Here is a 22,267-nt window from a genome sequence, read left to right on the forward strand (position 1 = left end):
TGTGCGGGAGAGGGCTGAGCGGTCGGTTCCGGAGCGTGGGGGAAGTGGGGTGCTCAGTTGGGGGCCGGGAGGTAGGGGAGGGGTGTGGGGAGGTTCAGGTCTGGAGGGAGGAGGGAGGCCAGCCAGCAGTCGCGGAGGGTGCCTCTGTTGGGCATGGCGGCGCGGAGGGTGGCCTCCAGGGTGAAGCCCGCGCGTTCGGCCACCGTGAGGGAGCCCACGTTGCCGACCTCCGCGCGCCACTCCAGGCGCGTACAGGAGAGGTCGGTGAAGGCCCAGCGGGCCACGCCGAGGACGGCCTCCGTCATGTAGCCGCGGCCGCGGAACCGTTTTGCCGTCCAGAAGCCGACTTCCCAGCCACCCGCGCGCGGGTGGTGCAGGGCGACCGCGCCCACCACCGGGCCGGCGGTCTCCGTCCGGATCGCGAACGTGTACTCGGTGTCACCGCGCCAGCCGTCAACCACGACACGGTTGATGAAGTACTCGGCGTCCACGCGCGCGTACGGCGAGGGGATCGTGGTCCAGCGCTGGATCTCGGGATCCTGGACCGCGGCGTACACCTCGTCGATGTCGGCGGGCACGAACGTGCGCAGCTGCAGGCGGTCGGTGGTCAGCGTCACGGGGTCCATCGCCCGATTCTGCTCGGCACGCGGCAGGGGCGCCATGACTTTTCATGGCCAGTACCGGCACCTTCGCGGCGGCCCGCGCGTTGGACCTGATGGCAGACCTCCCGGCACGGTGGGGTCCTCGCATACGATGGCCGTTGCTCTAGTAGTCCTTGGTAGTACCCAGTAATACCTAGAAGTTTTCAGAGAAAACCGACCGTGCCAGGCCCGACCGGCAAGGAGACCAACCCCCGTGTCCGTCCTCCAGAAGATCATGCGTGCAGGCGAAGGCAAGATCCTGCGCAAGCTGCACCGCATCGCGGACCAGGTCAACTCCATCGAAGAGGACTTCGAGAGTCTCTCCGACGCCGAGCTGCGCGCACTCACGGACGAGTACAAGCAGCGGTTGGAGGACGGCGAGACGCTCGACGACCTGCTGCCCGAGGCGTTCGCCACCGTCCGTGAGGCCGCCCGCCGCGTGCTGGGCCAGCGCCCCTACGACGTGCAGCTGATGGGTGGCGCCGCGCTCCACCTCGGCTACGTGGCGGAGATGAAGACCGGTGAGGGCAAGACCCTGGTCGGCACGCTGCCGACGTATCTGAACGCGCTGTCCGGCAAGGGCGTCCACCTGATCACGGTGAACGACTACCTGGCCGAGCGCGACTCCGAGATGATGGGCCGCGTCCACAAGTTCCTCGGCCTGTCCGTCGGCTGCATCCTCGCGAACATGAACCCGGCGCAGCGCCGTGAGATGTACAACTGCGACATCACGTACGGCACGAACAACGAGTTCGGCTTCGACTACCTCCGCGACAACATGGCGTGGTCCCAGGACGAGCTCGTCCAGCGCGGCCACAACTTCGCGGTGGTCGACGAGGTCGACTCCATCCTCGTCGACGAGGCCCGTACGCCGCTGATCATCTCCGGCCCCGCCGACCAGGCCACGAAGTGGTACGGCGACTTCGCCAAGCTCGTCACCCGCCTCAAGAAGGGCGAGGCGGGCAACACGCTGAAGGGCATCGAGGAGACCGGCGACTACGAGGTCGACGAGAAGAAGCGCACCGTGGCGATCCACGAGCCGGGTGTCGCCAAGGTCGAGGACTGGCTCGGGATCGACAACCTCTACGAGTCGGTCAACACGCCGCTCGTGGGTTACCTGAACAACGCCATCAAGGCCAAGGAACTCTTCAAGAAGGACAAGGACTACGTCGTCATCGACGGCGAAGTCATGATCGTCGACGAGCACACCGGCCGTATCCTCGCCGGCCGCCGCTACAACGAGGGCATGCACCAGGCGATCGAGGCGAAGGAAGGGGTCGACATCAAGGATGAGAACCAGACCCTCGCCACGATCACCCTGCAGAACTTCTTCCGGCTCTACGACAAGCTCTCCGGCATGACCGGTACGGCGATGACCGAGGCCGCCGAGTTCCACCAGATCTACAAGCTCGGCGTCGTCCCGATCCCGACCAACAAGCCGATGATCCGTGCCGACCAGGCCGACCTGATCTACCGCACCGAGGTCGCCAAGTTCGACGCGGTGGTCGACGACATCGCCGAGAAGCACGGCAAGGGCCAGCCGATCCTCGTCGGTACGACCTCCGTCGAGAAGTCCGAGTACCTGTCGCAGCAGCTGTCCAAGCGCGGGGTTCAGCACGAAGTGCTGAACGCGAAGCAGCACGACCGTGAGGCGACGATCGTCGCCCAGGCCGGCCGCAAGGGCGCCGTCACCGTCGCCACGAACATGGCCGGTCGTGGCACCGACATCAAGCTCGGCGGCAACCCCGACGACCTCGCCGAGGCCGAGCTGCGCCAGATGGGCCTCGACCCCGTCGAGCACGTCGAGGAGTGGGCGGCCGCGCTGCCCGCCGCCCTGGAGAAGGCCGAGCAGGCCGTCAAGGACGAGTTCGAGGAGGTCAAGGACCTCGGCGGGCTCTACGTCCTCGGTACGGAGCGGCACGAGTCGCGGCGTATCGACAACCAGCTGCGCGGTCGTAGTGGCCGTCAGGGCGACCCCGGCGAGTCCCGTTTCTACCTGTCGCTCGGCGACGACCTGATGCGGCTCTTCAAGGCGCAGATGGTCGAGCGCGTGATGTCGATGGCCAACGTGCCGGACGACGTCCCGATCGAGAACAAGATGGTGACCCGCGCCATCGCCTCCGCCCAGTCGCAGGTCGAGCAGCAGAACTTCGAGACGCGCAAGAACGTCCTGAAGTACGACGAGGTGCTCAACCGGCAGCGCGAGGTCATCTACGGCGAGCGCCGCCGCGTCCTGGAGGGCGAGGACCTGCACGAGCAGGTGCAGCACTTCATGAACGACACGATCGACGCCTACATCGGTGCCGAGACCGCCGAGGGCTTCGCCGAGGAGTGGGACCTCGACCGGCTGTGGGGCGCCTTCAAGCAGCTCTACCCGATCAAGGTCACGGTGGAGGAGCTCGAGGACGAGGTCGGGGACCGGGCCGGTCTCACCGCCGAGTTCATCGGTGAGGCCGTCAAGGACGACATCCACGCGCAGTACGAGTCGCGCGAGGAGCAGCTCGGGTCCGAGATCATGCGTGAGCTGGAGCGCCGGGTCGTGCTGAGCGTGCTCGACCGCAAGTGGCGTGAGCACCTCTACGAGATGGACTACCTCCAGGAGGGCATCGGTCTGCGCGCCATGGCGCAGAAGGACCCGCTGGTCGAGTACCAGCGCGAGGGCTTCGACATGTTCACCGCCATGATGGAGGGCATCAAGGAGGAGTCCGTCGGCTACCTGTTCAACCTGGAGGTCCAGGTCGAGCAGCAGGTCGAGGAGGTCCCGGTGGCGGACGCGGCGCCGGCCGCGAACCTGGAGAAGCAGGACGCGGTGCCCGCGCAGGCCGGTGGCCGTCCGGAGATCCGGGCCAAGGGCCTGGACTCCCCGCAGCGCCCCGACCGCCTGCACTTCCAGGCGCCGAACGCCGAGGGCGGTGTCGACGAGGGCGACTTCGTGACCGAGGGCGGGCCCACGCGCTCCTCGGCGGACGGGCTGACCCGTGCCGAGCGGCGCAAGCAGCAGAAGGGCCGCCGTCGCAAGAAGTGACGTGACGCGGCGCGCATGACGCCGTGTGTGTGAAGGGGCTGGGCACAGGGTGCCCAGCCCCTTCGTCTCGTCCTGATCCTTCCTCTCGTCCTGGTCCGGATCCTCAGGAGTACGTCGATGACAGAGCCTCACGATGAAGATGCCGAGACGGCGGCACGCCGGGTCGCCGCGCGCGTTCTCGCGGGGGTCCCCGATCTCGTACGTGAGCTGGTCGACGAGGAGTTCCGCGCGACGGCACCGTTCGGCGAGCTGCCCGACGACGTACGGGAGGTGGAGATCGCGTGGACCACGCGGCTCGCGCTCGTCGGCTTCCTCGAACGTGCGGCGCGGGGCGAGCCCGCCCTGCCGGTGGACCGGGCGCCGTTCGCGGAGCGGGCCGCGCAGCGGGCGGAGGAAGGGGTGCCGCTGGACGCCGTCGTGCGCACGTACCTCGGCGGGGCCCGGCGTCTTGCGCGAGAGCTGTGGGGGCGGGCGGAGCCGACGGAACTCCCTGGCGTCGCGCTGCTCACCGAGCGGCTCCTCACCGTGATCGACGACCTGACGGAGGGCGTGATCCGCGGGTATCTGGCCGAGTACGAGGAGCTGCGGGCGGACGGTCGGGCGGCGCAGCAGGCCCTTGCCAGGGCGCTGGTCGACGGCCGTTCGATCGGCACGCTCGCCGATGAGCTGGGCATCGAGCTGGCCGACCGGTACGTGGTGCTGTGTCTGCGCATCGAGGCGGGCGCGGGCGGCGGGGCCGGCGAGGGGATGGTCCGCAGACGGCGGAACCGGAGGGTGCGGGCCGCGCTGGGGAGGTTTGCCCAGGGGACGCTGCTGGCGTTGATGTCGTCGCGGGACAACGGGGGCCTTGTGCTGCTGCCGGGGGCGTACGAGGCCGACGCGCTGCGGGGGCTCGGGCCCGTGCTCGGGCGGGCCGCGCAGGCGCCCGTGCTCGTCGGGCATGCCGCCGCGGAGGGCCGGGACGCCGTTCCGGCGGCCGTGCGGCGGGCGGAAGCCGTGGCGCGCACCGTGCGGGAGACCGGGCGGCCGCCCGGCGTGTACGGGCTGAACGACGTGCTGGTCGACTATCACCTGGCGCAGCCGCGGGACGGCGACACGGACGTGGCGGCCCTGCTCGACCCGCTCCGCGTGCACCCCGAACTGCGGGCCACCCTCGCCGCGTATCTCGCCGCCGACCGCGACCGGCGCCGCGCCGCCGCGGACCTCGGCGTGCACCCCAACACGGTCGACAAAAGGGTCACGAGGGCCGCCGCGCTGACCGGTGTCGACCCGCACTCCACCAGCGGGATCGTGCTGCTCTCCGCGGCCCTCGCTGTGACCGTCTCACCTCCGCCCGACGGTCCGCGGTGACGGGGTCACAGTCAGCGGCCCCGGCCGTCGCGGTGGGCGTGTACGGGTCTTGACCGGCCCCGGAGCCCGTAAGTGATCTTTCTCTGCAGACGCATCCGCGGGCGGGTCCGCGGACGCATCCGCGGACGCATCCATGGGCGGGTCCGCACAGGAGAAGGGTCGGCGAGAAGGGGATGGATCGTATGACGCACAAATCCGGGCGGGGTGCCGCGATGGCCGCGACTGTCTTGGTGGCCGCGGTGGTGGGGGCCGGCGGCGCGGCACCCGCCACCGCCGACGCCCATCGGCCGCAGGGTGTCGCGCGGGCCGGCGCGCTGCTCGGTCAGGAGGCGCTGCCCGCCTCGTTCCGGACGCCGGCCACCGGGGAGGCGCTGCGCGTGCGCTACCGGTCGACCGCGCAGGACGGCTCGCCCGACACCGTCTCCGGCATGGTCTACCTGCCCAAGGGCAGGGCCCCGCACGGCGGTTGGCCGGTGGTCGCCTGGGACCACGGCACCGTGGGCGTCGCGGACGGCTGCGCCCCGTCGGCCACAGGCCCCGACGAGCGCGCCCACACCATGTTCGAGAGCTGGCTCGCGCGCGGCTACGCCGTGGTCGCCACCGACTACCAGAGCCTCGGCACGGACGGCGAACACGCCTATCTGGCCGGGCGGTCCGCCGCGCACGCCACCGCCGACATCGTGCGCGCGGCCCGCCACGTCGACCGGCGCGTGGGCCGCGACTGGGCGGTCTACGGGCACTCGCAGGGCGGCGGCGCGGCCCTGTTCACGGCGGCCTACGCGCCCCGGTACGCGCCCGAACTCGATCTGCGCGGGGCAGCCGCCGCGGCCCCGCCGACCCACTGGTCGCAGATGCTCGACATGGGCGGCATGAACGACCAGGCCGCCGACGCCAACCCGTACTACGCGATCATCGTCTCCGGCATGGCGACCGTGTCGCCCGGTGTCGACCCGGCCGACTACCTCCGGCCGAAGGGGATGGAGATCCTCCGCAAGGCCCGGGCGGACGCCTGTCTCGCGGACATCCTCAAGGCCGGTGAGGGGCTGAAGAACTCCGATTTCAAGTACGCGAGTCCCCGCAACGGGGCGCCGGAGATGGCGAGCCTGCTGCGCGAGTACGCGGAGCCGCCCGTCACCCTCCCCCGGGCCCACGGCTCCGCCCGGGCGGCGAAGACCCCCTACCGCGACCCGCTCCTGATCGTGCAGGGCACCGCCGACACGACGGTCCCGGAGGTCACGTCCCGCAAGGCGGCGGCCGAGCTGCGGGCGGCCGGCGCGCAGGTCACGTACACGCCGTACAAGGGTGTCGACCACCGCTCGCTGCCCGTGACCGCGCTGAACGAGGTCAACACCTGGCTCGACGCGCGGCTCACCCGCTGAGTTCCTGCTCCTCGCGCGGCGGTCGGCCGCCCAGTTCCACCGCCGTGCAGCGCCACCGCCGGTCCTCGCCCAGGGCGAGCCGGAAGGCCAGGGCGTGCAGACGGGGGCCGACCGCGATGCGGGCGAACACCTCGAAGCTGCCGGGGGCGGGCTCGAAGTGGCCGATGCCGTGGACGGTCGGGCGGGGGCCCGCGCCGGGCAGCAGGGCGCGGCGTTCCACCAGCCACAGCAGGTCGTCGAAGGCCTGGTGCGCGGCGTGCCGGGCGAACCAGTGCAGGGGCCGGTCGCCGCTGAGCACCAGGAGCAGGCGCTGGGTGAACAGCTCGGTGGGGTGCGGCGGGACCCGGGGCGGTACGCGCCGTGTTCCCGCGCCGGGGCGCCGGCTGTCGCGCCGGCCGGGCGGCCGGGTGTTCCCGCGCGGCCCCCGCCTGTTCATGACCTTCTGCATGACGCCTCCCCGATACCGACCGGTAACTCCTCGTGGGGATCTTGTACGAGGTCGGGGGCGCGGCGGCAAGGGCCGGCGGGCGGCGCCGGGGTACGGGGCAGGGTTCACCCATCAGTGTGACCGGGCCGGCGCGCGGGCCGGATCCCCGGGAGTGCCCGGGGGTCGGCGGCGGGTGCGCGTTGACGTGCGGGCGGGCCCGGGCGGCGGCTCGAAGGGGGACGCCCGCACGTATCCTGAAGCCCCCGACGCAGAGCAGAAAGCAGCCGGACCATGCGCGTGTATGTACCTCTGTCCCTGCCTCGACTCGCAGAGGCGTACAAGGCCGGCGAGATCGGGCCCGCGCCCGTCACCGCCTTCGCCGTGACGCCCGCGCTGCGCGAGTGGTACCTGTCCGAGGACATCGAGGAGCTGGAGTACGCGGCCCTCAACCGCGCCGCGCTCGCCTCGCTGCGGCTCGTCGCCGCCGACCCGGGCGCCGCGCGCCGCCGGGTGGTCGTCGCCGTGGACGTACCGGACCGGGCCGCCGTCGCGGACCCGGACCGCGGGCTCGACCCGGCCGCGCTCGGCGAGCTGACGGTGTCCGAGTCCGTGCCGCTGGCGAAGGCCGCCGCCGTGCACGTCGACTCGGGCGACGCGGACGCCGATGTCACGGCCGCCGCCGAGGCGCTCGCCGCGGCCGACCGGGGCGACGACGACGCGCAGTTCGTCGTGGACGGCGCGGAGGACCACGACCTGCTGTGGTTCGCCACGCAGGAGATCCCGGGCCTCCTGGGTGAGGGCGGCCACTGACGGACCGCCGCGAGGTGGGTAGTTTCCTTTCATGGGGAAGCACTTCGGGACGCACACAGTCACGCACTCGGGCACACACATCGTCTGGGACTGGAACGGCACGCTGTTCCACGACAACGACGCCGTCATCCGCGCCAGCAACGCGGCCTTCGCCGCGGTCGGGCTCGCACCGATCACGCTGGAGAAGTACCGCGAGCTCTACTGCATACCCATCCCCAAGTTCTACGAGCGGATGATGGGCCGGCTGCCCACCGAGGCGGAGTGGGCGGCGATGGACGGCGCGTTCCACCAGCACTACGCGCGGTACGCGGTGGACTGCGGGCTCACCGAGGGCGTCGAGCTGCTGCTCGCCGGCTGGCAGGACTCCGGGCGCAGCCAGTCCATCCTCAGCATGGCCGGACACGACGATCTCGTGCCGCTGGTGCGCCGGTTGGGGATCGCCGAGCGGTTCGTGCGCGTCGACGGGCGGACGGGTCCCTCCGGCGGCAGCAAGACCGAGTACATGGTGCGTCACCTGGGAGTCCTCGACGGCGTGGCCCCGGAGCGGACCGTGGTCATCGGGGATGCGGCCGACGACGCGGTGGCCGCGCTCGCCGCGGGCGCGCAGGCCGTCCTCTACACCGGCGGCTCGCACAGCAGGGCCAGCCTCGAAGGGGTCGGCGCACCCGTCGTCGACACGCTCGCGGAGGCGGTGCGCGAGGCCGAGCGGATGGCCGCGGCGGCCTGAGCGGCGCCCGCACCTGCGCCCGCACCCGGACCCGTGCCCGTGGCCGTCAACCGGAACCCGTGAACCGCCCCGTATCCGCAGCATTTTGCATCGACTCAGTTCACCCTCCGCTGTCGGCTGCGTACGCTGTGCTGGAGTCAGGGTCCTTCTGACGGATCGGGCTGGATCCGGGCGGGTGCCAGGGCCCGCGACTCCAGCAAGATCCGTCAGAAGGGCCCCTGGTGGCGCGGCGACACGACGGGGGACGAGAGTCATGGGTTTCGGGTTCGGTCAGCGGCGGGGCGGACAACTCCCCGTGGAAGTAACCACGTTCGTCGGCAGAGCGGCCGAACTCGCGGAGGTGCGGGCCGGGTTCGAGCGCGCCCGCCTGGTCACCCTGGTGGGGCCCGGCGGCGTCGGCAAGAGCCGGACGGCGATGCGGGCCGCGGCCGGGCTCGCCGGGCGGTTCCCCGACGGGGTGTGGCTCGTCGAGCTGAGCGCGCTGCGCGATCCCGAGCTGATCCCCGCCACGTCGGCCGCCGTGCTCGAACTGCCGGAACAGGCGGGAATGGAACCGCTCGACGCGGTCGTCGCGCACCTTCAGGGGCGGCGGCTGCTCATCGTGCTCGACACCTGCGAGCATCTCGTCGACGCTGCCCTCCCTCTTCGAGGAGCAGGAGGCCGTGCGCGGTGCCGTGCTGCGGGCCCTGGGCGAGGAGGAGTTCGGGCGCTGGTGGGGCGTGGGGGCGCAGGTGCTCGACGCCGTACGGGCCGGGGCCGATGCGCCGCCGGTGGCGCCGGTGCCTGCGGCGCGCGGGGCGGGCGTCGATGCGCTCACCCGGCGGGAGCGGGAGGTCGCGGCGCTGGTGGCGGAGGGGATGTCGAACCGGGAGATCGCGGAGCGGCTGGTCATCTCGAAGCGGACGGCCGATGCGCATGTGGAGCACATCTTGGCGAAGCTCGGGGTGGGGTCCCGGACGGAAATTGCGGCGGTGACGGAGGCGGGGGTCACCGGAGCGGGCGGGTGAGTGTCCGGGGCTGGGGCCGAAGCGATCGGTGCGCGGCACCGGGGGCCGCCTTGCCCACCCTGCCGCCCAAGGCGGCAGATTGCCCGAGGCGCGAGGAGCGAGCCCACACGCTAGGTATACGGATCCCGTCCGCCGCTGCGTAGATGCGTATACGGCTCCCCCTCGATACCGATGCCGGGGGCCTTCGGGGACGGACAGGATGTACAGGTGTCGCGTGCTCTGGAGGAACGGCGCGGCGGGGCGCCGGACGGCAATGGTCAACTCCCCACGGCTGTCGTGGCATCGGCCCCCCGTCGCTGCGTCCGGGGCACCGCGCGTTTCGGTGGCTGCCCTCGTCGGCGGGGCAGCCACCGCACTTCTCTCTCAGGACGTGGGCGCCTTCGCCCGCAGCACCGTCAGGAACTCCCGCATCCACTGCGAGTGGTCCGGCCAGGCGCGGGAGGAGACCAGGGTGCCGTCGACGACCGCCTCCGCGTCCTGGAACGTGGCGCCCGCCGCCTGCATGTCCGTTTCGAGCGCCGAGTACGCCGTGACCCGCCGGCCCCGCAGCGCGTCCACCGCCGCCGTCAGGAGCGGCCCGTGGCAGATCTGGGCGACGGGCCTGTCGGTGTCGAAGAAGGACTTGACGATCTTGCGGAGTTCGGCGTCGCCGCGCAGGTACTCGGGCGCCCGGCCGCCGGGAATCACCAATGCGGCGTACTGGGCCGGATCGACTTCGGAGAAGGCCAGGTCGGCGGGCCAGGTGTAGCCGGGCTTCTCCGTGTACGTGTCGAAGCCGGGCTCGAAGTCGTGGACGACGAACTGCAGCTTCTTACGGGTCGGGGCCGCGATGTCGACCTCGTACCCCTCCTCGCGCAGCCGCTGGTACGGGTAGAGGACTTCCAGCGACTCCGCCGCGTCGCCGGTGACGATCAGGATTTTGGGTGCCATTGGTCACACGCTCCCCTCGGAGGGATCCGCCGTGTCGTGCGCCCAACGTGTCGCCGCGCCGCCCGGCTGGCAAGAGCCCGTACTACGCAAGGGCTTCAGGCGTTCTGTGCAGACTGTCAAAGTTCGCCCCCCTGATTTGTACACAAGCGGCTCATGACGTTGCCCCCTCGGGGAGCGATAGCCTGGTCCCGTGATCAGCGCGATATCTCGCGGGGGCATCGTCGCCCCCTGCCTGCGCCGGGAGATCACGACCTGCCACAGCGGTCGTGCCCGGCGCTCAGCCGCTGATCATTTCGGGCGGATGGCCTCTTCGTTGAAAACGGCGCATTGTCGTCCACCCATCTCTCATCCGGGCATAACGTCGTCTCAGACCGGACACCCCGCGTCGGGACGTTGTGCCGAGCGATACATCTACGCCACGTCTACGTCTCGCAACGGCGCGCGACAGGAGCCAGAGGACAATGCAGACCAAGCTGGACGAAGCCAAAGCCGAGCTGCTCACCAGGGCCGCACGGGTAGCTGAGAACAGCCCGGTAGGGGGGAACCTACCGACCGGGGCGACGGGCGAGGGCACGCAGGCCGCCGGGACCGCCACCAACACCGACAGCGTGCTCGCGTTCCTCCAGCGCTACTACCTGCACACCGCACCGGAGGACCTGAGCGACCGTGATCCGGTCGACGTCTTCGGGGCCGCACACTCGCACTACCGCCTCGCGGAGAACCGCCCGCAGGGCACGGCGAACGTGAAGGTGCACACGCCGACCGTCGAGGAGAACGGCTGGACCTGCAGCCACTCGGTCGTCGAGGTCGTCACGGACGACATGCCGTTCCTGGTGGACTCCGTCACCAACGAGCTGTCCCGTCAGGGCCGCGGCATCCACGTCGTCATCCACCCGCAGATCACCGTGCGTCGCGATGTCACCGGCAAGCTCCTCGAGGTGCTGCCGGCCGGCACGTCCGCCGAGGGCCACGACGTGCTCACCGAGTCGTGGATCCACGTCGAGATGGACCGCGAGACCGACCGCTCCGACCTCAAGCAGATCACCTCCGACCTGCTGCGCGTCCTGTCCGACGTACGCGAGTGCGTCGAGGACTGGGAGAAGATGCGGGACTCGGCGCTGCGCATCGCCGAGGAGCTGCCGAGCGAGCCGACCGCGGGCGACCTGCCCGACCAGGAGGTCGAGGAGGCCCGCGAGCTGCTGCGCTGGCTGGCCGCCGACCACTTCACGTTCCTCGGGTACCGCGAGTACGACCTCTCCGAGGACGACTCGCTGGCCGCCGTGCCCGGCACCGGGCTCGGCATCCTGCGCTCCGACCCGCACCACGAGCGCGACGAGCACCACCCGGTCTCGCCGTCCTTCAACCGGCTGCCGGCCGACGCCCGCGCCAAGGCCCGCGAGCACCGCCTGCTGGTCCTCACCAAGGCCAACAGTCGCGCCACCGTGCACCGGCCCAGCTACCTCGACTACGTCGGCGTGAAGAAGTTCGACGCCGAGGGCAACGTCATCGGCGAGCGCCGCTTCCTCGGCCTGTTCTCCTCCGCCGCGTACACCGAGTCCGTGCGCCGCGTCCCGGTCATCCGCCGCAAGGTCCAGGAGGTCCTCAAGGGCGCGGGCTTCTCGCCCAACAGCCACGACGGCCGCGACCTGCTCCAGATCCTGGAGACGTACCCGCGCGACGAGCTCTTCCAGACGCCGGCGGACGAGCTGCGCTCCATCGTGACCTCCGTCCTGTACCTCCAGGAGCGGCGCCGGCTGCGCCTCTACCTGCGCCAGGACGAGTACGGCCGCTACTACTCGGCCCTCGTCTACCTGCCGCGCGACCGCTACACCACGGGCGTCCGGCTGCGGATCATCGACATCCTCAAGGAGGAGCTCGACGGCACCAGCGTCGACTTCACCGCCTGGAACACCGAGTCGATCCTCTCCCGGCTGCACTTCGTCGTCCGCGTCCCGCAGGGTACCGAGCTGCCGGAGCTCTCCGACGCCGACAAGGACCGCATCGAGGCCCGCCTCGTCGAGGCCGCCCGCTCCTGGGCCGACGGCTTCGGGGAGGCGCTGAACGCCGAGTGCGGCGAGGAGCGCGCCGCCGAACTGCTGCGCCGCTACGGCCAGGCGTTCCCCGAGGGCTTCAAGGCCGACCACTCGCCGCGCGCCGCCGTGGCCGACCTGGTCCACCTCGAACAGCTTACGCAGGAGAACAAGGACTTCGAGCTCTCCCTGTACGAGCCGGTGGGCGCGGCCCCCGGCGAGCGCCGCTTCAAGATCTACCGGATCGGCGCGCCCGTCTCCCTGTCCGCCGTCCTGCCGGTGCTCCAGCGCCTGGGCGTCGAGGTCACCGACGAGCGCCCGTACGAGCTGCGGTGCAGCGACCGCAAGACCGCGTGGATCTACGACTTCGGCCTGCGCATGCCGAAGCCGGCCAACGGCAACGGCGACGACCTCGGGGCCGACGGCCGCGAGCGCTTCCAGGAGGCCTTCGCCGCCACCTGGACCGGGCTCGCCGAGAACGACGGCTTCAACTCCCTGGTCCTCGGCGCCGGCCTGAACTGGCGTCAGGCGATGGTGCTTCGCGCGTACGCCAAGTACCTGCGCCAGGCGGGCTCCACGTTCTCGCAGGACTACATGGAGGACACCCTCCGGACGAACGTGCACACCACGCGCCTGCTGGTGTCGCTGTTCGAGGCGCGGATGTCGCCGGACCGGCAGCGCGCCGGGACCGAGCTGATCGACGGGCTGCTCGAAGAGGTCGACGGCGCCCTCGACCAGGTCGCCTCGCTCGACGAGGACCGGATCCTGCGGTCCTTCCTCACCGTCATCAAGGCGACGCTGCGCACGAACTTCTTCCAGGAGGCGCAGGGCGGCAAGCCGCACACGTACGTCTCCATGAAGCTCGACCCGCAGGCCATCCCCGACCTGCCCGAGCCGCGGCCCGCCTACGAGATCTGGGTGTACTCGCCGCGCGTCGAGGGCGTGCATCTGCGCTTCGGCAAGGTCGCCCGCGGTGGCCTGCGCTGGTCGGACCGGCGCGAGGACTTCCGTACGGAGATCCTCGGCCTGGTGAAGGCGCAGATGGTGAAGAACACCGTCATCGTGCCGGTCGGCGCCAAGGGCGGCTTCGTCGCCAAGCAGCTGCCCGACCCGTCGGTGGACCGCGACGCCTGGATGGCCGAGGGCATCGCGAGTTACAAGACGTTCATTTCGGCGCTGCTCGACATCACCGACAACCTCGTCGCCGGTGAAGTCGTCCCGCCCGCCGACGTCGTGCGGCACGACGAGGACGACACGTACCTCGTGGTCGCGGCCGACAAGGGCACGGCGTCCTTCTCGGACATCGCCAACCAGGTCGCCGAGTCGTACAACTTCTGGCTCGGTGACGCCTTCGCCTCCGGCGGCTCGGCCGGCTACGACCACAAGGGCATGGGCATCACCGCCCGCGGCGCCTGGGAGTCCGTCAAGCGGCACTTCCGGGAGCTGGGCGTCGACAGCCAGTCCGAGGACTTCACGGTCGTCGGCGTCGGCGACATGTCCGGTGACGTGTTCGGCAACGGCATGCTGCTCTCCGAGCACATCCGCCTGGTCGCCGCCTTCGACCACCGGCACATCTTCATCGACCCGAAGCCGGACGCGGCCACCGGCTACGCCGAGCGCCGCCGCATGTTCGAGCTGCCGCGCTCCTCGTGGGCCGACTACAACAAGGAGCTGATCTCGGCGGGCGGCGGCATCTTCCCGCGCTCCGCCAAGTCGATCCAGCTCAACGCCCACATCCGCGAGGCCCTCGGCATCGAGTCCGGCCAGGCGAAGATGACCCCGGCCGAGCTGATGAAGGCGATCCTCCAGGCGCCGGTCGACCTGCTGTGGAACGGCGGCATCGGCACGTACGTCAAGTCGTCGGTCGAGTCCAACGCGGACGTCGGCGACAAGGCCAACGACCCGATCCGCGTCGACGGCCAGGACGTCCGCGCCAAGGTCATCGGCGAGGGCGGCAACCTCGGCGCGACCCAGCTGGGCCGCATCGAGTTCGCCCGCAGCGGCGGCCGCGTCAACACCGACGCCATCGACAACAGCGCCGGCGTCAACACCTCGGACGTCGAGGTGAACATCAAGATCCTGCTCAACGGGCTCGTCTCCGACGGCGACATGACGGTCAAGCAGCGCAACAAGCTGCTCGCCGCCATGACGGACGAGGTCGGCCACCTGGTGCTGCGCAACAACTACGCGCAGAACACGGCGCTGGCCAACTCCTGCGCCCAGGCGCCGTCCCTGCTCCACGCCCACCAGCGGTTCATGCGCCGCCTGGGCAAGCAGGGCCACCTCGACCGGGGCCTGGAGTTCCTGCCGAACGACCGGCAGATCCGCGAACTCCTCAACTCCGGGCGCGGCCTGAGCCAGCCGGAGCTGGCCGTCCTCTTCGCGTACACGAAGATCACGGCTGCCGACGAGCTGATCCAGACGTCGCTGCCGGACGACGCGTACCTGCGCCGTCTGCTGCATGCCTACTTCCCGCAGCCGCTGCGCGAGAAGTACGCCGAGGCGATCGACGGGCACGCGCTGCGCCGCGAGATCATCACGACGGTCCTCGTCAACGACACGGTGAACACGGGCGGTTCGACGTTCCTGCACCGTCTCCGTGAGGAGACGGGCGCGTCCCTGGAGGAGATCGTGCGGGCGCAGCTCGCCGCGCGCGAGATCTTCGGCCTCAGCGAGGTCTGGGACGCGGTCGAGGCGCTCGACAATGTCGTCGCCGCCGACGTCCAGACCCGGATCCGCCTGCACTCGCGGCGCCTCGTCGAGCGCGGCACGCGGTGGCTGCTCAACAACCGCCCGCAGCCGCTCCAGCTGGCCGAGACGATCGACTTCTTCAAGGAGGACGTCACCAAGGTCTGGTCGGAGATGCCGAAGATGCTGCGCGGCGCCGACGCCGAGTGGTACCAGGGCATCCTCGACGAGCTGACGGGCGCCGGGGTCCCGGAGGAGCTGGCGGAGCGCGTCGCCGGATTCTCCTCGGCCTTCCCGACGCTCGACATCGTCCAGATCGCCGACCGCACGGGCAAGGACGCGCTGTCCGTCGCCGAGGTCTACTACGACCTCGCCGACCGCCTCGCCATCACGCAACTGATGGACCGCATCATCGAGCTGCCGCGGGCCGACCGCTGGCAGTCGATGGCCCGCGCCTCCATCCGTGAGGACCTGTACGCGGCGCACGCCGCGCTCACCGCCGACGTACTGGCGGCGGGCAACGGGACCTCGACGCCGGAGCAGCGGTTCAAGGCGTGGGAGGAGAAGAACGCGGCGATCCTGGGCCGGGCGCGCTCGACCCTGGAGGAGATCCAGGGCTCGGACTCGTTCGACCTGGCGAACCTCTCGGTCGCCATGCGCACGATGCGCACGCTGCTGCGTACGCACTCGTAGCAGTACGCGCGAAGGGGGCGCCCCGAGCCGGATCACCGGCTCGGGGCGCCCCCTTTTTCCCGTAGGGAGCAGGGGCTACGCCGCGACGGGCGCCTTCGGCTTGGCCTTCGCCCTGGGCTTGGCCGGGCCCGCGGCGTTGGTGAACGCCTCGTACTCCTTGAGGACGTCCTCGGTCGGCCCGTCCATCCGCAGCTCGCCGCGCTCCAGCCACAGCACCCGGTCGCAGGTGTCGCGGATGGACTTGTTGCTGTGGCTGACGAGGAAGACCGTGCCGGCCCGCTTGCGCAGCTCCTTGATCCGCTGCTCGGACCGCTTCTGGAAGGACCGGTCGCCGGTGGCGAGCGCCTCGTCGATCAGCAGCACGTCGTGCTCCTTCGCGACGGCGATCGAGAACCGCAGCCGGGCCGCCATGCCGGACGAATAGGTCCGCATCGGCAGCGTCACGAAATCGCCCTTCTCGTTGATCCCGGAGAAGTCGACGATCTCGTCGTAGCGCTCCCGCACCTGCTCGGGAGACATGCCCATCGCGAGCCCGCCGAGCCGCACATTGCGCTCGCCCGTCAGGTCGTTCATGAGGGCAGCGTTCACGCCGAGCAGGGAGGGCTGGCCGTCGGTGTAGATCGCCCCGTTCTCGGTGGGCAGCAGCCCGGCGACGGCCTTCAACAGGGTTGACTTCCCCGACCCGTTGGTGCCGATGAGCCCGATGGCCTCGCCGCGGTGGGCGGTGAAGGACACGTTCTTCACCGCGTGCACCTTGCGTACGCCCGCCCGCTTCTCGGCCTTCTTCCGGCCGCCGAGGATGCGGCTGAGGGCGGCGGTCGCGGCGCCACGGCCCGCGCCGGTGCCGTTGACGCGGTAGACGATGTCGACGCCGTCGGCGATGACGGTGGGGATCCGCTCGTCGTTCGTATCGGAAAGAATGTCAGCCACGACCGTACGTCTCCTCGGCCTTCCAGAAGTAGATGAACCCGCCGACCCCGGCGAGCAGCGCCCAGCCGGCCGCCAGCGCCCAGATGTGCGGCGGGAGTTGGTCCGCGGTGAAGCTGTCGATGAGCGCGAAGCGCATCAGGTCGATGTAGACGGCGGCGGGGTTCGCCTGGAGCAGCGTGCGCACGAACGACGGGATGTCCTGCCCCTCCGTCAGCCGGGTCAGGCTCCACATCACGCCGGACGTGTACATCCACGTACGCAGCAGGAACGGCATCAGCTGCGCGAGGTCCGGGGTCTTCGAACCCAGCCGCGCCATGATCAGCGCGAGCCCGGTGTTGAAGACGAACTGAAGCGTGAGGGCTGGCACCACGAGCACCCAGGACGGCGCCGGCGGCACGCCCGTCGCCAGCAGGATGACCACCAGCGCGCACATGGAGAACAGCAGCTGCTGGAGCTGCTGGAGGCAGAACGAGACCGGCAGCGAGGCCCGCGGGAAGTGCAGGGCCCGCACGAGCCCGAGGTTCCCGGAGATCGCCTTGGTCCCCGCCATCACCGACGACTGCGTGAACGTCCATACGAACACGCCCGTGACCAGGAACGGGATGTAGTCCGGCACGCCCCGGCTGGTGCCCATGAGCTTGCCGAAGATGAGGTAGTACACCGCCGCGTTCAGCAGCGGCGTCAGCACCTGCCAGACCTGCCCGAGCTTCGCCTGGCTGTACTGCGCGGTGAGCTTGGCGGTCGAGAAGGACGAGATGAAGTGCCTGCGCTGCCACAGCTGGCGCACGTACGCGGGCAGCGAGGGCCGCGCGCCGCTGACGCTCAGCCCGTACCGGGCGGCGAGGGCCGCCGGATCCTCGGGGGTGGACCGCGGTGCCTCCTGCGGGGGAGGCGCGTCCAGGACCTGGCTCACATCCGCTGCTTTCGGTCGGGGGGGGGCGACGGCCGGTGTTCACCCGCCGTTCACGTCGGGACGGGTCCGTATCGTCGTGACGTGAGAGTAGGGCGGATCGACGTCGGAACGCAACCGTTTCGTCGTCGCGCGCCTATGCTTTGCCATATGACGACCAACGCCGACTCCTCCAAGCCGACGCGTCGCAGGGTCCCCGCCGGGGCGGCCGTCCTGCGCGAGGACGTGACGGAAGCCATCCGCGCGGCGGTCTTCGAGGAGCTGGCCTCGGCCGGCTACGCGCGCATGTCCATCGAGGGCATCGCGCGCCGCGCGGGCGTCGGCAAGACGGCGGTCTACCGCCGCTGGAAGTCCAAGCTCCACCTGGTCCTCGACCTCGTCTCGGCCATCGCCGTGCAGGGCCTGCCCGCCCCGGACACCGGCTCCCTGGAGGCCGACCTCCGCCTCCTGTACGAGGTCACGGCACGCGCGCTGCGCCACCCCGTGGCCGGCCAGATCATCCCGGACCTCCAGGCGGAGGCGGCCCGCAACCCCGAGATCGCCGAGGCCCTGCAGAAGGCGCTGCGCGAGGGGCAGCACGGGGTGGCGAGCGGGATCGTACGGGCGGCGGTGGAGCGGGGCGAGCTGCGCGAGGGCCTGGACGAGGAGCTCGCGCTGGACCTGATCTCGGGCCCGCTGTACTGGCGCACGGTGGTGGTCCGCGCCCCGAAGCTCCCGAAGGACCACCTGAAGCGCTTGTCGGCGGCGACGGCGGCGGCCCTCAAGGCGCTCTGAGGGGCGCTGTGGTGGGGTGCTTATGTGGGACTGTGACGTGGGATGACGGCCGGTTCGTCGTCCCGCGTCACAGTCCCAAAGCGCTTACGGCTCAGGTGGTCGCCACCAGGAAGTCCTCGCCGCTCGACGGGCGCAGGGCGTCCGCGCGGGCCGAGAAGTAGCGGGTTGCCAGCTCGGTGCCGGGTACGTGTTCGGCTGTGCCGAATCCGGCCCCGCGGGCGAGCGCGAGCATGTCCTCGGGGGCGTAGAAGCTGCGAAAGGGCGTGCCGGCGGCGCTCGCGCCCTTCTTGCTGGTCTCCATGCCCGAGCGGTCCGCCGCGTCGATCAGCTCAGGCGGGAGGATGAAGGAGAGCGCGAGGGTCGAGCCGGGGGCCAGCTCCGCGGTCTGTTCCAGGGTCGCGGCCGTGGCCTCGCGGGTGAGGTACATGGCGACGCCCGTCGAGACGACGACCGCCGGGCGGCGCGGGTCGAAACCGGCCGCCGTCAGCCCGTCCCACCAGGACTCCTTCGCCTCGAAGTCGACGGGGACGAGGTGCAGGCGGGGCGGGACCCCGTAGTCCAGCGCCTCCAGGCGGGCGCGCTTCCAGGACTGCGGTCCGGGCTGGTCGACCTCGTAGATGTCGAGGCGGGCGGCGAGGTCGGGGCGGCGCTGGGCCAGCGTGTCCAGGCCCGCGCCGAGGATCACGTACTGGTCGACGCCGCGCTCCGACGCGCGCTCCACGAGGTCCTCGACGAAGCGGGCCCGCGAGACCATCGCGGCCCGGAAGCCGCGGGTCGCCGTCGGCTCCATGTCGGGGCGCTCGCGCCAGTCGGGCGCGGGGTCGAGCAGGCGCAGGCCCACCTCGTCCTCCAGGACGTGCGGCGCGTCGTCGACCTGGACGTGCATCGCCCGCCACAGGGCGCAGCGCTCGGCGGTGTTGTCGGGGGCGGGGGCGGCTGGTGCGGTCACGCCCACTCCTTGGAGAGGTCGAGCTCCTCGTTGCGCTCGGTCAGCGAGTACCAGTTGCCGTTGTCGTCGCGGAACACGGCCTCGATGCCGTACGGGCGTTCCTTGGGCTCCTGGAGGAACTCGACGCCGCGCGCCCTGAACGTCTCGTAGTCGCCGCGGCAGTCGTCCGTGCGCAGCGCGCCGCCGCCGATGACGCCCTTGGTGACCAGTTCGGTGAGGGCCCTGGCGGACTCGGGGTCGACGCCGTGGCCGTCGGGGCGCATCAGGGCCAGCTCGAACTCGGGCTGGTCCTTGGCGCCGACGGTGACCCAGCGCGAGTCGCCCATGGACATGTCGGTGCGGAGCTCCATGCCGAGCTTCTCGGTGAAGAACGTCTTCGTGCGTTCCTGGTCGAGGGTCCAGATCGTCGTGATGCCGACGCCTTTGATCATGGTGGCTCCCACGGTGTGCTTGTCCTGGTCGCTCCACCGTAGGCAGCCGGGTGCTCAGCCGGCTTCTCCGGAATTGCTCTGCCGTCGCGGCTGGAGACCGCCCGCCCACAGCAGGGCGTAGCAGCCGGGGATGAGTGCGGCGCCGTCGCGCAGCTTCTCGCGGCGGTACTCGCCCGGGGTCCGGCCCGTGTGCTGCTTGAAGCGCGTCGTGAACGTGCCGAGGCCGGTGAAACCGACGAGGTGGCAGATCTCGGTGATGCTCAGGTCGCAGGTGCGCAGCATCTCCGCCGCGCGCTCGATGCGGCGCCGCGAGAGGTACTGGCCGGGGGTCCTCCCGTACGCCGCCTTGAACGCCCGCACGAAGTGCGAGCGCGAGTAGCCGGCGCGGGCCGCCACCGCGTCCAGGTTCAGTGCCTCGTCGGCCCAGTCCCGGTCCATCGCGTCCTTGGCGGCGCGCAGCCGGCGCAGGTGGGCGAGGTGTCCGTCGGCGGCCGTGTCCATCGCTTCGATCCTGGCAGCCCCGGTCCTGGCGCGAAACTCTTAAGTCATTCAAGTGTGATGTCCGTTACGATCCATTTGTATGCCTTCGAGGACCCGCCCCGCCCCCGCCTTCGACCGCACCGACCCCTGGCTGACCAAAGCGCTGCCCCGGCTGCGCGGCATCGAGCCGATCAGAAGTTACGGCTACGGAGGCGAGCTGCTGCACGACGACGGGCGGGCCGACATGGAGGCCTACGGCGCGCGCGTCGCCGAGCTCGCCACAAGGCTCGGGGAGGCGCTCCTGTCGTACGGGGCCTCCGCCGAGGAGGCGGTCGCCGGGATGCTGGTCGTCGCCGAGACGTACGGGCTCAGCTATTGCGAGCCGAGCGTCACGCTCGCCTCCGTGTCGCTGTCCGCGCACGCGCCCGGTGAGCTCACGCCGCTGCACGCGAACCGGGTGATCCGCAAGCACGCCACCGACTTCCGGACGTTGGGGCACATCCACGCGCTCGTGGAGCGGATCAGCGCGCGGCAACTGGGTCTGGACGAAGCGCGGGCCGCGACCGCGCGGATACTCGACGCGCCCCCGGACCGGGGGCGGTGGGTCCGGTGGCGGGTGCCCGTACAGACCGGGTTCGTGGCCGCCGGTGGTGGCATCGCGTTCGGTGGTGGCGCGCTGACCTCGGTGTGCGCGTTCGTCGCGGGGCTGCTCGGGGCGCTGTTGAGCGGCTGGCTGGGGCGGCACGGCGTGCCCGCGTTCTACCGGTCGGCCGTCGCGGCGATGCCGGCCGCCGTGCTCGCCGTCGCGATCAGTCACAGCGCGCCGCCCGCGACCGTGCAGTCCGTCGTGGTCGCCGGGGTGCTCGGGCTGCTGCCGACCGTCACCTTCGTCAGCGCGGTGCAGGACGCGCTCACCGGGCACTATCTGACCGCGCTGGGGCGGCTCTTCGACGCGATGCTGGTGTTCGCCGCGGTGGTCGCGGGCGTGGTCGCGGTGCTCGGCGTGGGGCGGCTCTTCGGGTTCGAGGCGCCGGTCGTGCCGACGGCCGAGCGGGCCGAGTATCTGGGGGCGCCCGCGGTGGGGGCCGCGGTGTTCTCGGTGGCCGTGGCGGCGCGGGCGCGGACGCCGCGGCGCGACTGGCTGCCGGCCGCGCTGCTCGGGCTCGGCGGGTTCGTGGTGGCGGCCGAGTTCGCCGTCCTCGGGCTTCCCTCGCTCGTCGGTACGGCGGTGGTGGCGGCCGGTGTCGGGTGTGCGGCGCATGCGCTGGCCAGGAGGCGGCGGGAGTCGGCGCTGCCGCTCGTCGTTCCCGGGATCGCCCCGTTGCTGCCGGGCAGCGCGCTGTACGTGGCGCTCGCCGCGCTTGCCTCCGGGCGGACCACGGCGGGGGTCGGGGGGCTGGTGCATGCGGCGGCGGTGACGTTGGCGATCGCCGTGGGGGTGGGGTTGGCGGGGGAGGCGGCTCAGCTTGTGCGGAGGGTTCGGGGGGCCGGAAATGTTTCGCCGCGGCGGGGTGGACGTCACGGGGCTCCGCCCCGGACCCCGCGCCTCAATCGCCGGCGGGGCTTGATTTTGCCCACCCGTCCAGTGCCCTCGTCAGCTGCTCGAGGCGGGCCCGCAGGGTTTCGATCTCCTCCAGGTCGAAGCCTGTCGCCGCGGCGATCTGCCGCGGGACCTCCGCCGCGCGGTCCTTCAAGGTCGCGCCGGCGTCCGTGAGGGTGACCGTTACCGAGCGTTCGTCCGCCGTGCTGCGTTCGCGGCGGACCAGGCCGTTCGTCTCCAGGCGCTTGAGGAGCGGGGAGAGGGTGCCGGAGTCGAGGCGGAGGCGTTCGCCCAGGCGCTTGACCGGGAGCGGGCCCTCCTCGGGGGCGGTCTCCCAGAGCACCAGCATGGCCAGGTACTGGGGGTAGGTGAGGCCCAGGTCCTTGAGCAGCTCCCGGTAGACGCCGCCGAAGGCGCGCGACGCCGCGTTGAGCGCGAAGCAGATCTGGCGGTCGAGCCGGAGGAACTCGTCGGTGCTGGCCATGGGAACAGGGTACCCGGCAGCGCGATTGAGTTGTGCACAATTGAATTGTGTGCTCTATTTAA

17 protein-coding genes and 2 pseudogenes are annotated in these 22,267 nt (G+C 71.1%); 10 read left to right on the top strand and 9 right to left on the bottom strand.

Annotation, left to right across the window (positions count from 1 at the left end):
• Nucleotides 1–53: 53 nt before the first annotated feature.
• Nucleotides 54–626, bottom strand: a complete 573-nt coding sequence (locus tag ACIA8D_RS18285; protein WP_399233266.1) for a GNAT family N-acetyltransferase — start codon at nt 624–626, stop codon at nt 54–56.
• A 229-nt stretch (nt 627–855) separates the two neighbouring features.
• Between ACIA8D_RS18285 and secA the strand changes: the two genes are divergently transcribed.
• The 3 genes from secA (at nt 856) to ACIA8D_RS18300 (ending at nt 6,395) form a co-directional block, all read left to right on the top strand.
• Nucleotides 856–3,666 (top strand): preprotein translocase subunit SecA, encoded by a 2,811-nt coding sequence (gene secA, locus ACIA8D_RS18290; RefSeq protein WP_399233268.1) that lies wholly within the window; start codon nt 856–858, stop codon nt 3,664–3,666.
• A gap of 117 nt (nt 3,667–3,783) precedes the next feature.
• Complete coding sequence (locus ACIA8D_RS18295) at nt 3,784–5,016, top strand: helix-turn-helix domain-containing protein (protein WP_399233270.1); 1,233 nt, start codon at nt 3,784–3,786, stop codon at nt 5,014–5,016.
• Nucleotides 5,017–5,228: 212 nt separating this feature from the next.
• A complete protein-coding gene (locus tag ACIA8D_RS18300; RefSeq protein ID WP_399233272.1) occupies nt 5,229–6,395 on the top strand; it encodes a lipase family protein in 1,167 nt (388 codons plus the stop codon).
• On the opposite strand, the gene ACIA8D_RS18305 is transcribed toward ACIA8D_RS18300, so the two are convergent.
• Nucleotides 6,385–6,843: an Rv3235 family protein gene (locus ACIA8D_RS18305; protein WP_399233273.1), complete on the bottom strand. Its 459-nt coding sequence runs from the start codon at nt 6,841–6,843 to the stop codon at nt 6,385–6,387. The two genes, ACIA8D_RS18300 and ACIA8D_RS18305, sit on opposite strands and share 11 nt — an antisense overlap.
• A gap of 270 nt (nt 6,844–7,113) precedes the next feature.
• Here ACIA8D_RS18305 and ACIA8D_RS18310 point away from each other — a divergent pair, with 270 nt between their 5' ends.
• The 4 genes and pseudogenes from ACIA8D_RS18310 (at nt 7,114) to ACIA8D_RS18325 (ending at nt 9,366) form a co-directional block, all read left to right on the top strand.
• Nucleotides 7,114–7,632, top strand: a complete 519-nt coding sequence (locus ACIA8D_RS18310; protein WP_399233275.1) for a DUF6912 family protein — start codon at nt 7,114–7,116, stop codon at nt 7,630–7,632.
• Between the two features lie 31 nt (nt 7,633–7,663).
• Nucleotides 7,664–8,359, top strand: a complete 696-nt coding sequence (locus ACIA8D_RS18315; RefSeq protein WP_399233276.1) for an HAD family hydrolase — start codon at nt 7,664–7,666, stop codon at nt 8,357–8,359.
• 253 nt (nt 8,360–8,612) lie between these two features.
• Nucleotides 8,613–9,005: pseudogene (locus ACIA8D_RS18320) on the top strand (LuxR family transcriptional regulator); the annotation flags it as partial.
• A gap of 16 nt (nt 9,006–9,021) precedes the next feature.
• The gene (locus ACIA8D_RS18325) at nt 9,022–9,366 is read left to right on the top strand and encodes a LuxR C-terminal-related transcriptional regulator (protein ID WP_399233279.1); all 345 of its coding nucleotides are present in this window, start codon (nt 9,022–9,024) and stop codon (nt 9,364–9,366) included.
• Nucleotides 9,367–9,729: 363 nt separating this feature from the next.
• Here the strand turns inward: ACIA8D_RS18325 and ACIA8D_RS18330 are convergent, their stop codons facing one another.
• The gene (locus ACIA8D_RS18330) at nt 9,730–10,296 is read right to left on the bottom strand and encodes a DJ-1/PfpI family protein (protein WP_399233281.1); all 567 of its coding nucleotides are present in this window, start codon (nt 10,294–10,296) and stop codon (nt 9,730–9,732) included.
• Nucleotides 10,297–10,757: 461 nt separating this feature from the next.
• Here ACIA8D_RS18330 and ACIA8D_RS18335 point away from each other — a divergent pair, with 461 nt between their 5' ends.
• A complete protein-coding gene (locus ACIA8D_RS18335) occupies nt 10,758–15,707 on the top strand; it encodes an NAD-glutamate dehydrogenase (protein ID WP_399233283.1) in 4,950 nt (1,649 codons plus the stop codon).
• Between the two features lie 75 nt (nt 15,708–15,782).
• Here the strand turns inward: ACIA8D_RS18335 and ACIA8D_RS18340 are convergent, their stop codons facing one another.
• Entirely contained in the window at nt 15,783–16,637 is an 855-nt protein-coding gene (locus ACIA8D_RS18340; protein WP_399233286.1) for an ABC transporter ATP-binding protein, read from the bottom strand.
• The gene (locus ACIA8D_RS18345) at nt 16,630–17,550 is read right to left on the bottom strand and encodes an ABC transporter permease (protein WP_399233288.1); all 921 of its coding nucleotides are present in this window, start codon (nt 17,548–17,550) and stop codon (nt 16,630–16,632) included. Before ACIA8D_RS18345 ends, ACIA8D_RS18340 begins: the two co-directional genes overlap by 8 nt.
• 135 nt (nt 17,551–17,685) lie before the next feature.
• On the opposite strand from ACIA8D_RS18345, the gene ACIA8D_RS18350 reads away from it, so the two are divergent.
• On the top strand, nt 17,686–18,321 hold the full coding sequence (locus ACIA8D_RS18350; RefSeq protein WP_399233289.1) for a TetR/AcrR family transcriptional regulator: 636 nt from the start codon (nt 17,686–17,688) through the stop codon (nt 18,319–18,321).
• Nucleotides 18,322–18,412: 91 nt separating this feature from the next.
• On the opposite strand, the gene ACIA8D_RS18355 is transcribed toward ACIA8D_RS18350, so the two are convergent.
• From ACIA8D_RS18355 to ACIA8D_RS18365, 3 genes are read right to left on the bottom strand one after another with little or no spacing between them, the layout of a single operon-like run.
• Complete coding sequence (locus tag ACIA8D_RS18355) at nt 18,413–19,270, bottom strand: class I SAM-dependent methyltransferase (protein ID WP_399233292.1); 858 nt, start codon at nt 19,268–19,270, stop codon at nt 18,413–18,415.
• A complete protein-coding gene (locus ACIA8D_RS18360) occupies nt 19,267–19,701 on the bottom strand; it encodes a VOC family protein (RefSeq protein WP_399233293.1) in 435 nt (144 codons plus the stop codon). The genes ACIA8D_RS18355 and ACIA8D_RS18360 overlap by 4 nt, the downstream gene beginning before the upstream one ends.
• A gap of 54 nt (nt 19,702–19,755) precedes the next feature.
• Nucleotides 19,756–20,202 (bottom strand): helix-turn-helix transcriptional regulator, encoded by a 447-nt coding sequence (locus tag ACIA8D_RS18365; protein ID WP_399233296.1) that lies wholly within the window; start codon nt 20,200–20,202, stop codon nt 19,756–19,758.
• Between the two features lie 223 nt (nt 20,203–20,425).
• Here ACIA8D_RS18365 and ACIA8D_RS18370 point away from each other — a divergent pair.
• Nucleotides 20,426–21,619, top strand: a pseudogene (locus ACIA8D_RS18370) (threonine/serine exporter ThrE family protein); the annotation flags it as partial.
• Nucleotides 21,620–21,728: 109 nt separating this feature from the next.
• Here ACIA8D_RS18370 and ACIA8D_RS18375 read toward each other — a convergent pair.
• Nucleotides 21,729–22,205 (bottom strand): MarR family winged helix-turn-helix transcriptional regulator, encoded by a 477-nt coding sequence (locus tag ACIA8D_RS18375; protein WP_399233298.1) that lies wholly within the window; start codon nt 22,203–22,205, stop codon nt 21,729–21,731.
• Nucleotides 22,206–22,267 lie beyond the last annotated feature (62 nt).

The sequence above is a fragment of the Streptomyces sp. NPDC051684 genome (assembly GCF_044453445.1).
GTDB lineage: Bacteria > Actinomycetota > Actinomycetes > Streptomycetales > Streptomycetaceae > Streptomyces.

Excerpts from the sequence above, each read along its gene's own strand:
- ACIA8D_RS18285 (WP_399233266.1), bottom strand. The coding sequence starts at position 626 with ATGGACCCCGTGACGCTGACCACCGACCGCCTGCAGCTGCGCACGTTC.
- ACIA8D_RS18295 (WP_399233270.1), top strand. The coding sequence starts at position 3,784 with ATGACAGAGCCTCACGATGAAGATGCCGAGACGGCGGCACGCCGGGTC.
- ACIA8D_RS18300 (WP_399233272.1), top strand. The coding sequence starts at position 5,229 with ATGGCCGCGACTGTCTTGGTGGCCGCGGTGGTGGGGGCCGGCGGCGCG.
- ACIA8D_RS18305 (WP_399233273.1), bottom strand. The coding sequence starts at position 6,843 with ATGCAGAAGGTCATGAACAGGCGGGGGCCGCGCGGGAACACCCGGCCG.
- ACIA8D_RS18310 (WP_399233275.1), top strand. The coding sequence starts at position 7,114 with ATGCGCGTGTATGTACCTCTGTCCCTGCCTCGACTCGCAGAGGCGTAC.
- ACIA8D_RS18315 (WP_399233276.1), top strand. The coding sequence starts at position 7,664 with ATGGGGAAGCACTTCGGGACGCACACAGTCACGCACTCGGGCACACAC.
- ACIA8D_RS18330 (WP_399233281.1), bottom strand. The coding sequence starts at position 10,296 with ATGGCACCCAAAATCCTGATCGTCACCGGCGACGCGGCGGAGTCGCTG.
- ACIA8D_RS18335 (WP_399233283.1), top strand. The coding sequence starts at position 10,758 with ATGCAGACCAAGCTGGACGAAGCCAAAGCCGAGCTGCTCACCAGGGCC.
- ACIA8D_RS18350 (WP_399233289.1), top strand. The coding sequence starts at position 17,686 with ATGCTTTGCCATATGACGACCAACGCCGACTCCTCCAAGCCGACGCGT.
- ACIA8D_RS18360 (WP_399233293.1), bottom strand. The coding sequence starts at position 19,701 with ATGATCAAAGGCGTCGGCATCACGACGATCTGGACCCTCGACCAGGAA.
- ACIA8D_RS18365 (WP_399233296.1), bottom strand. The coding sequence starts at position 20,202 with ATGGACACGGCCGCCGACGGACACCTCGCCCACCTGCGCCGGCTGCGC.
- ACIA8D_RS18375 (WP_399233298.1), bottom strand. The coding sequence starts at position 22,205 with ATGGCCAGCACCGACGAGTTCCTCCGGCTCGACCGCCAGATCTGCTTC.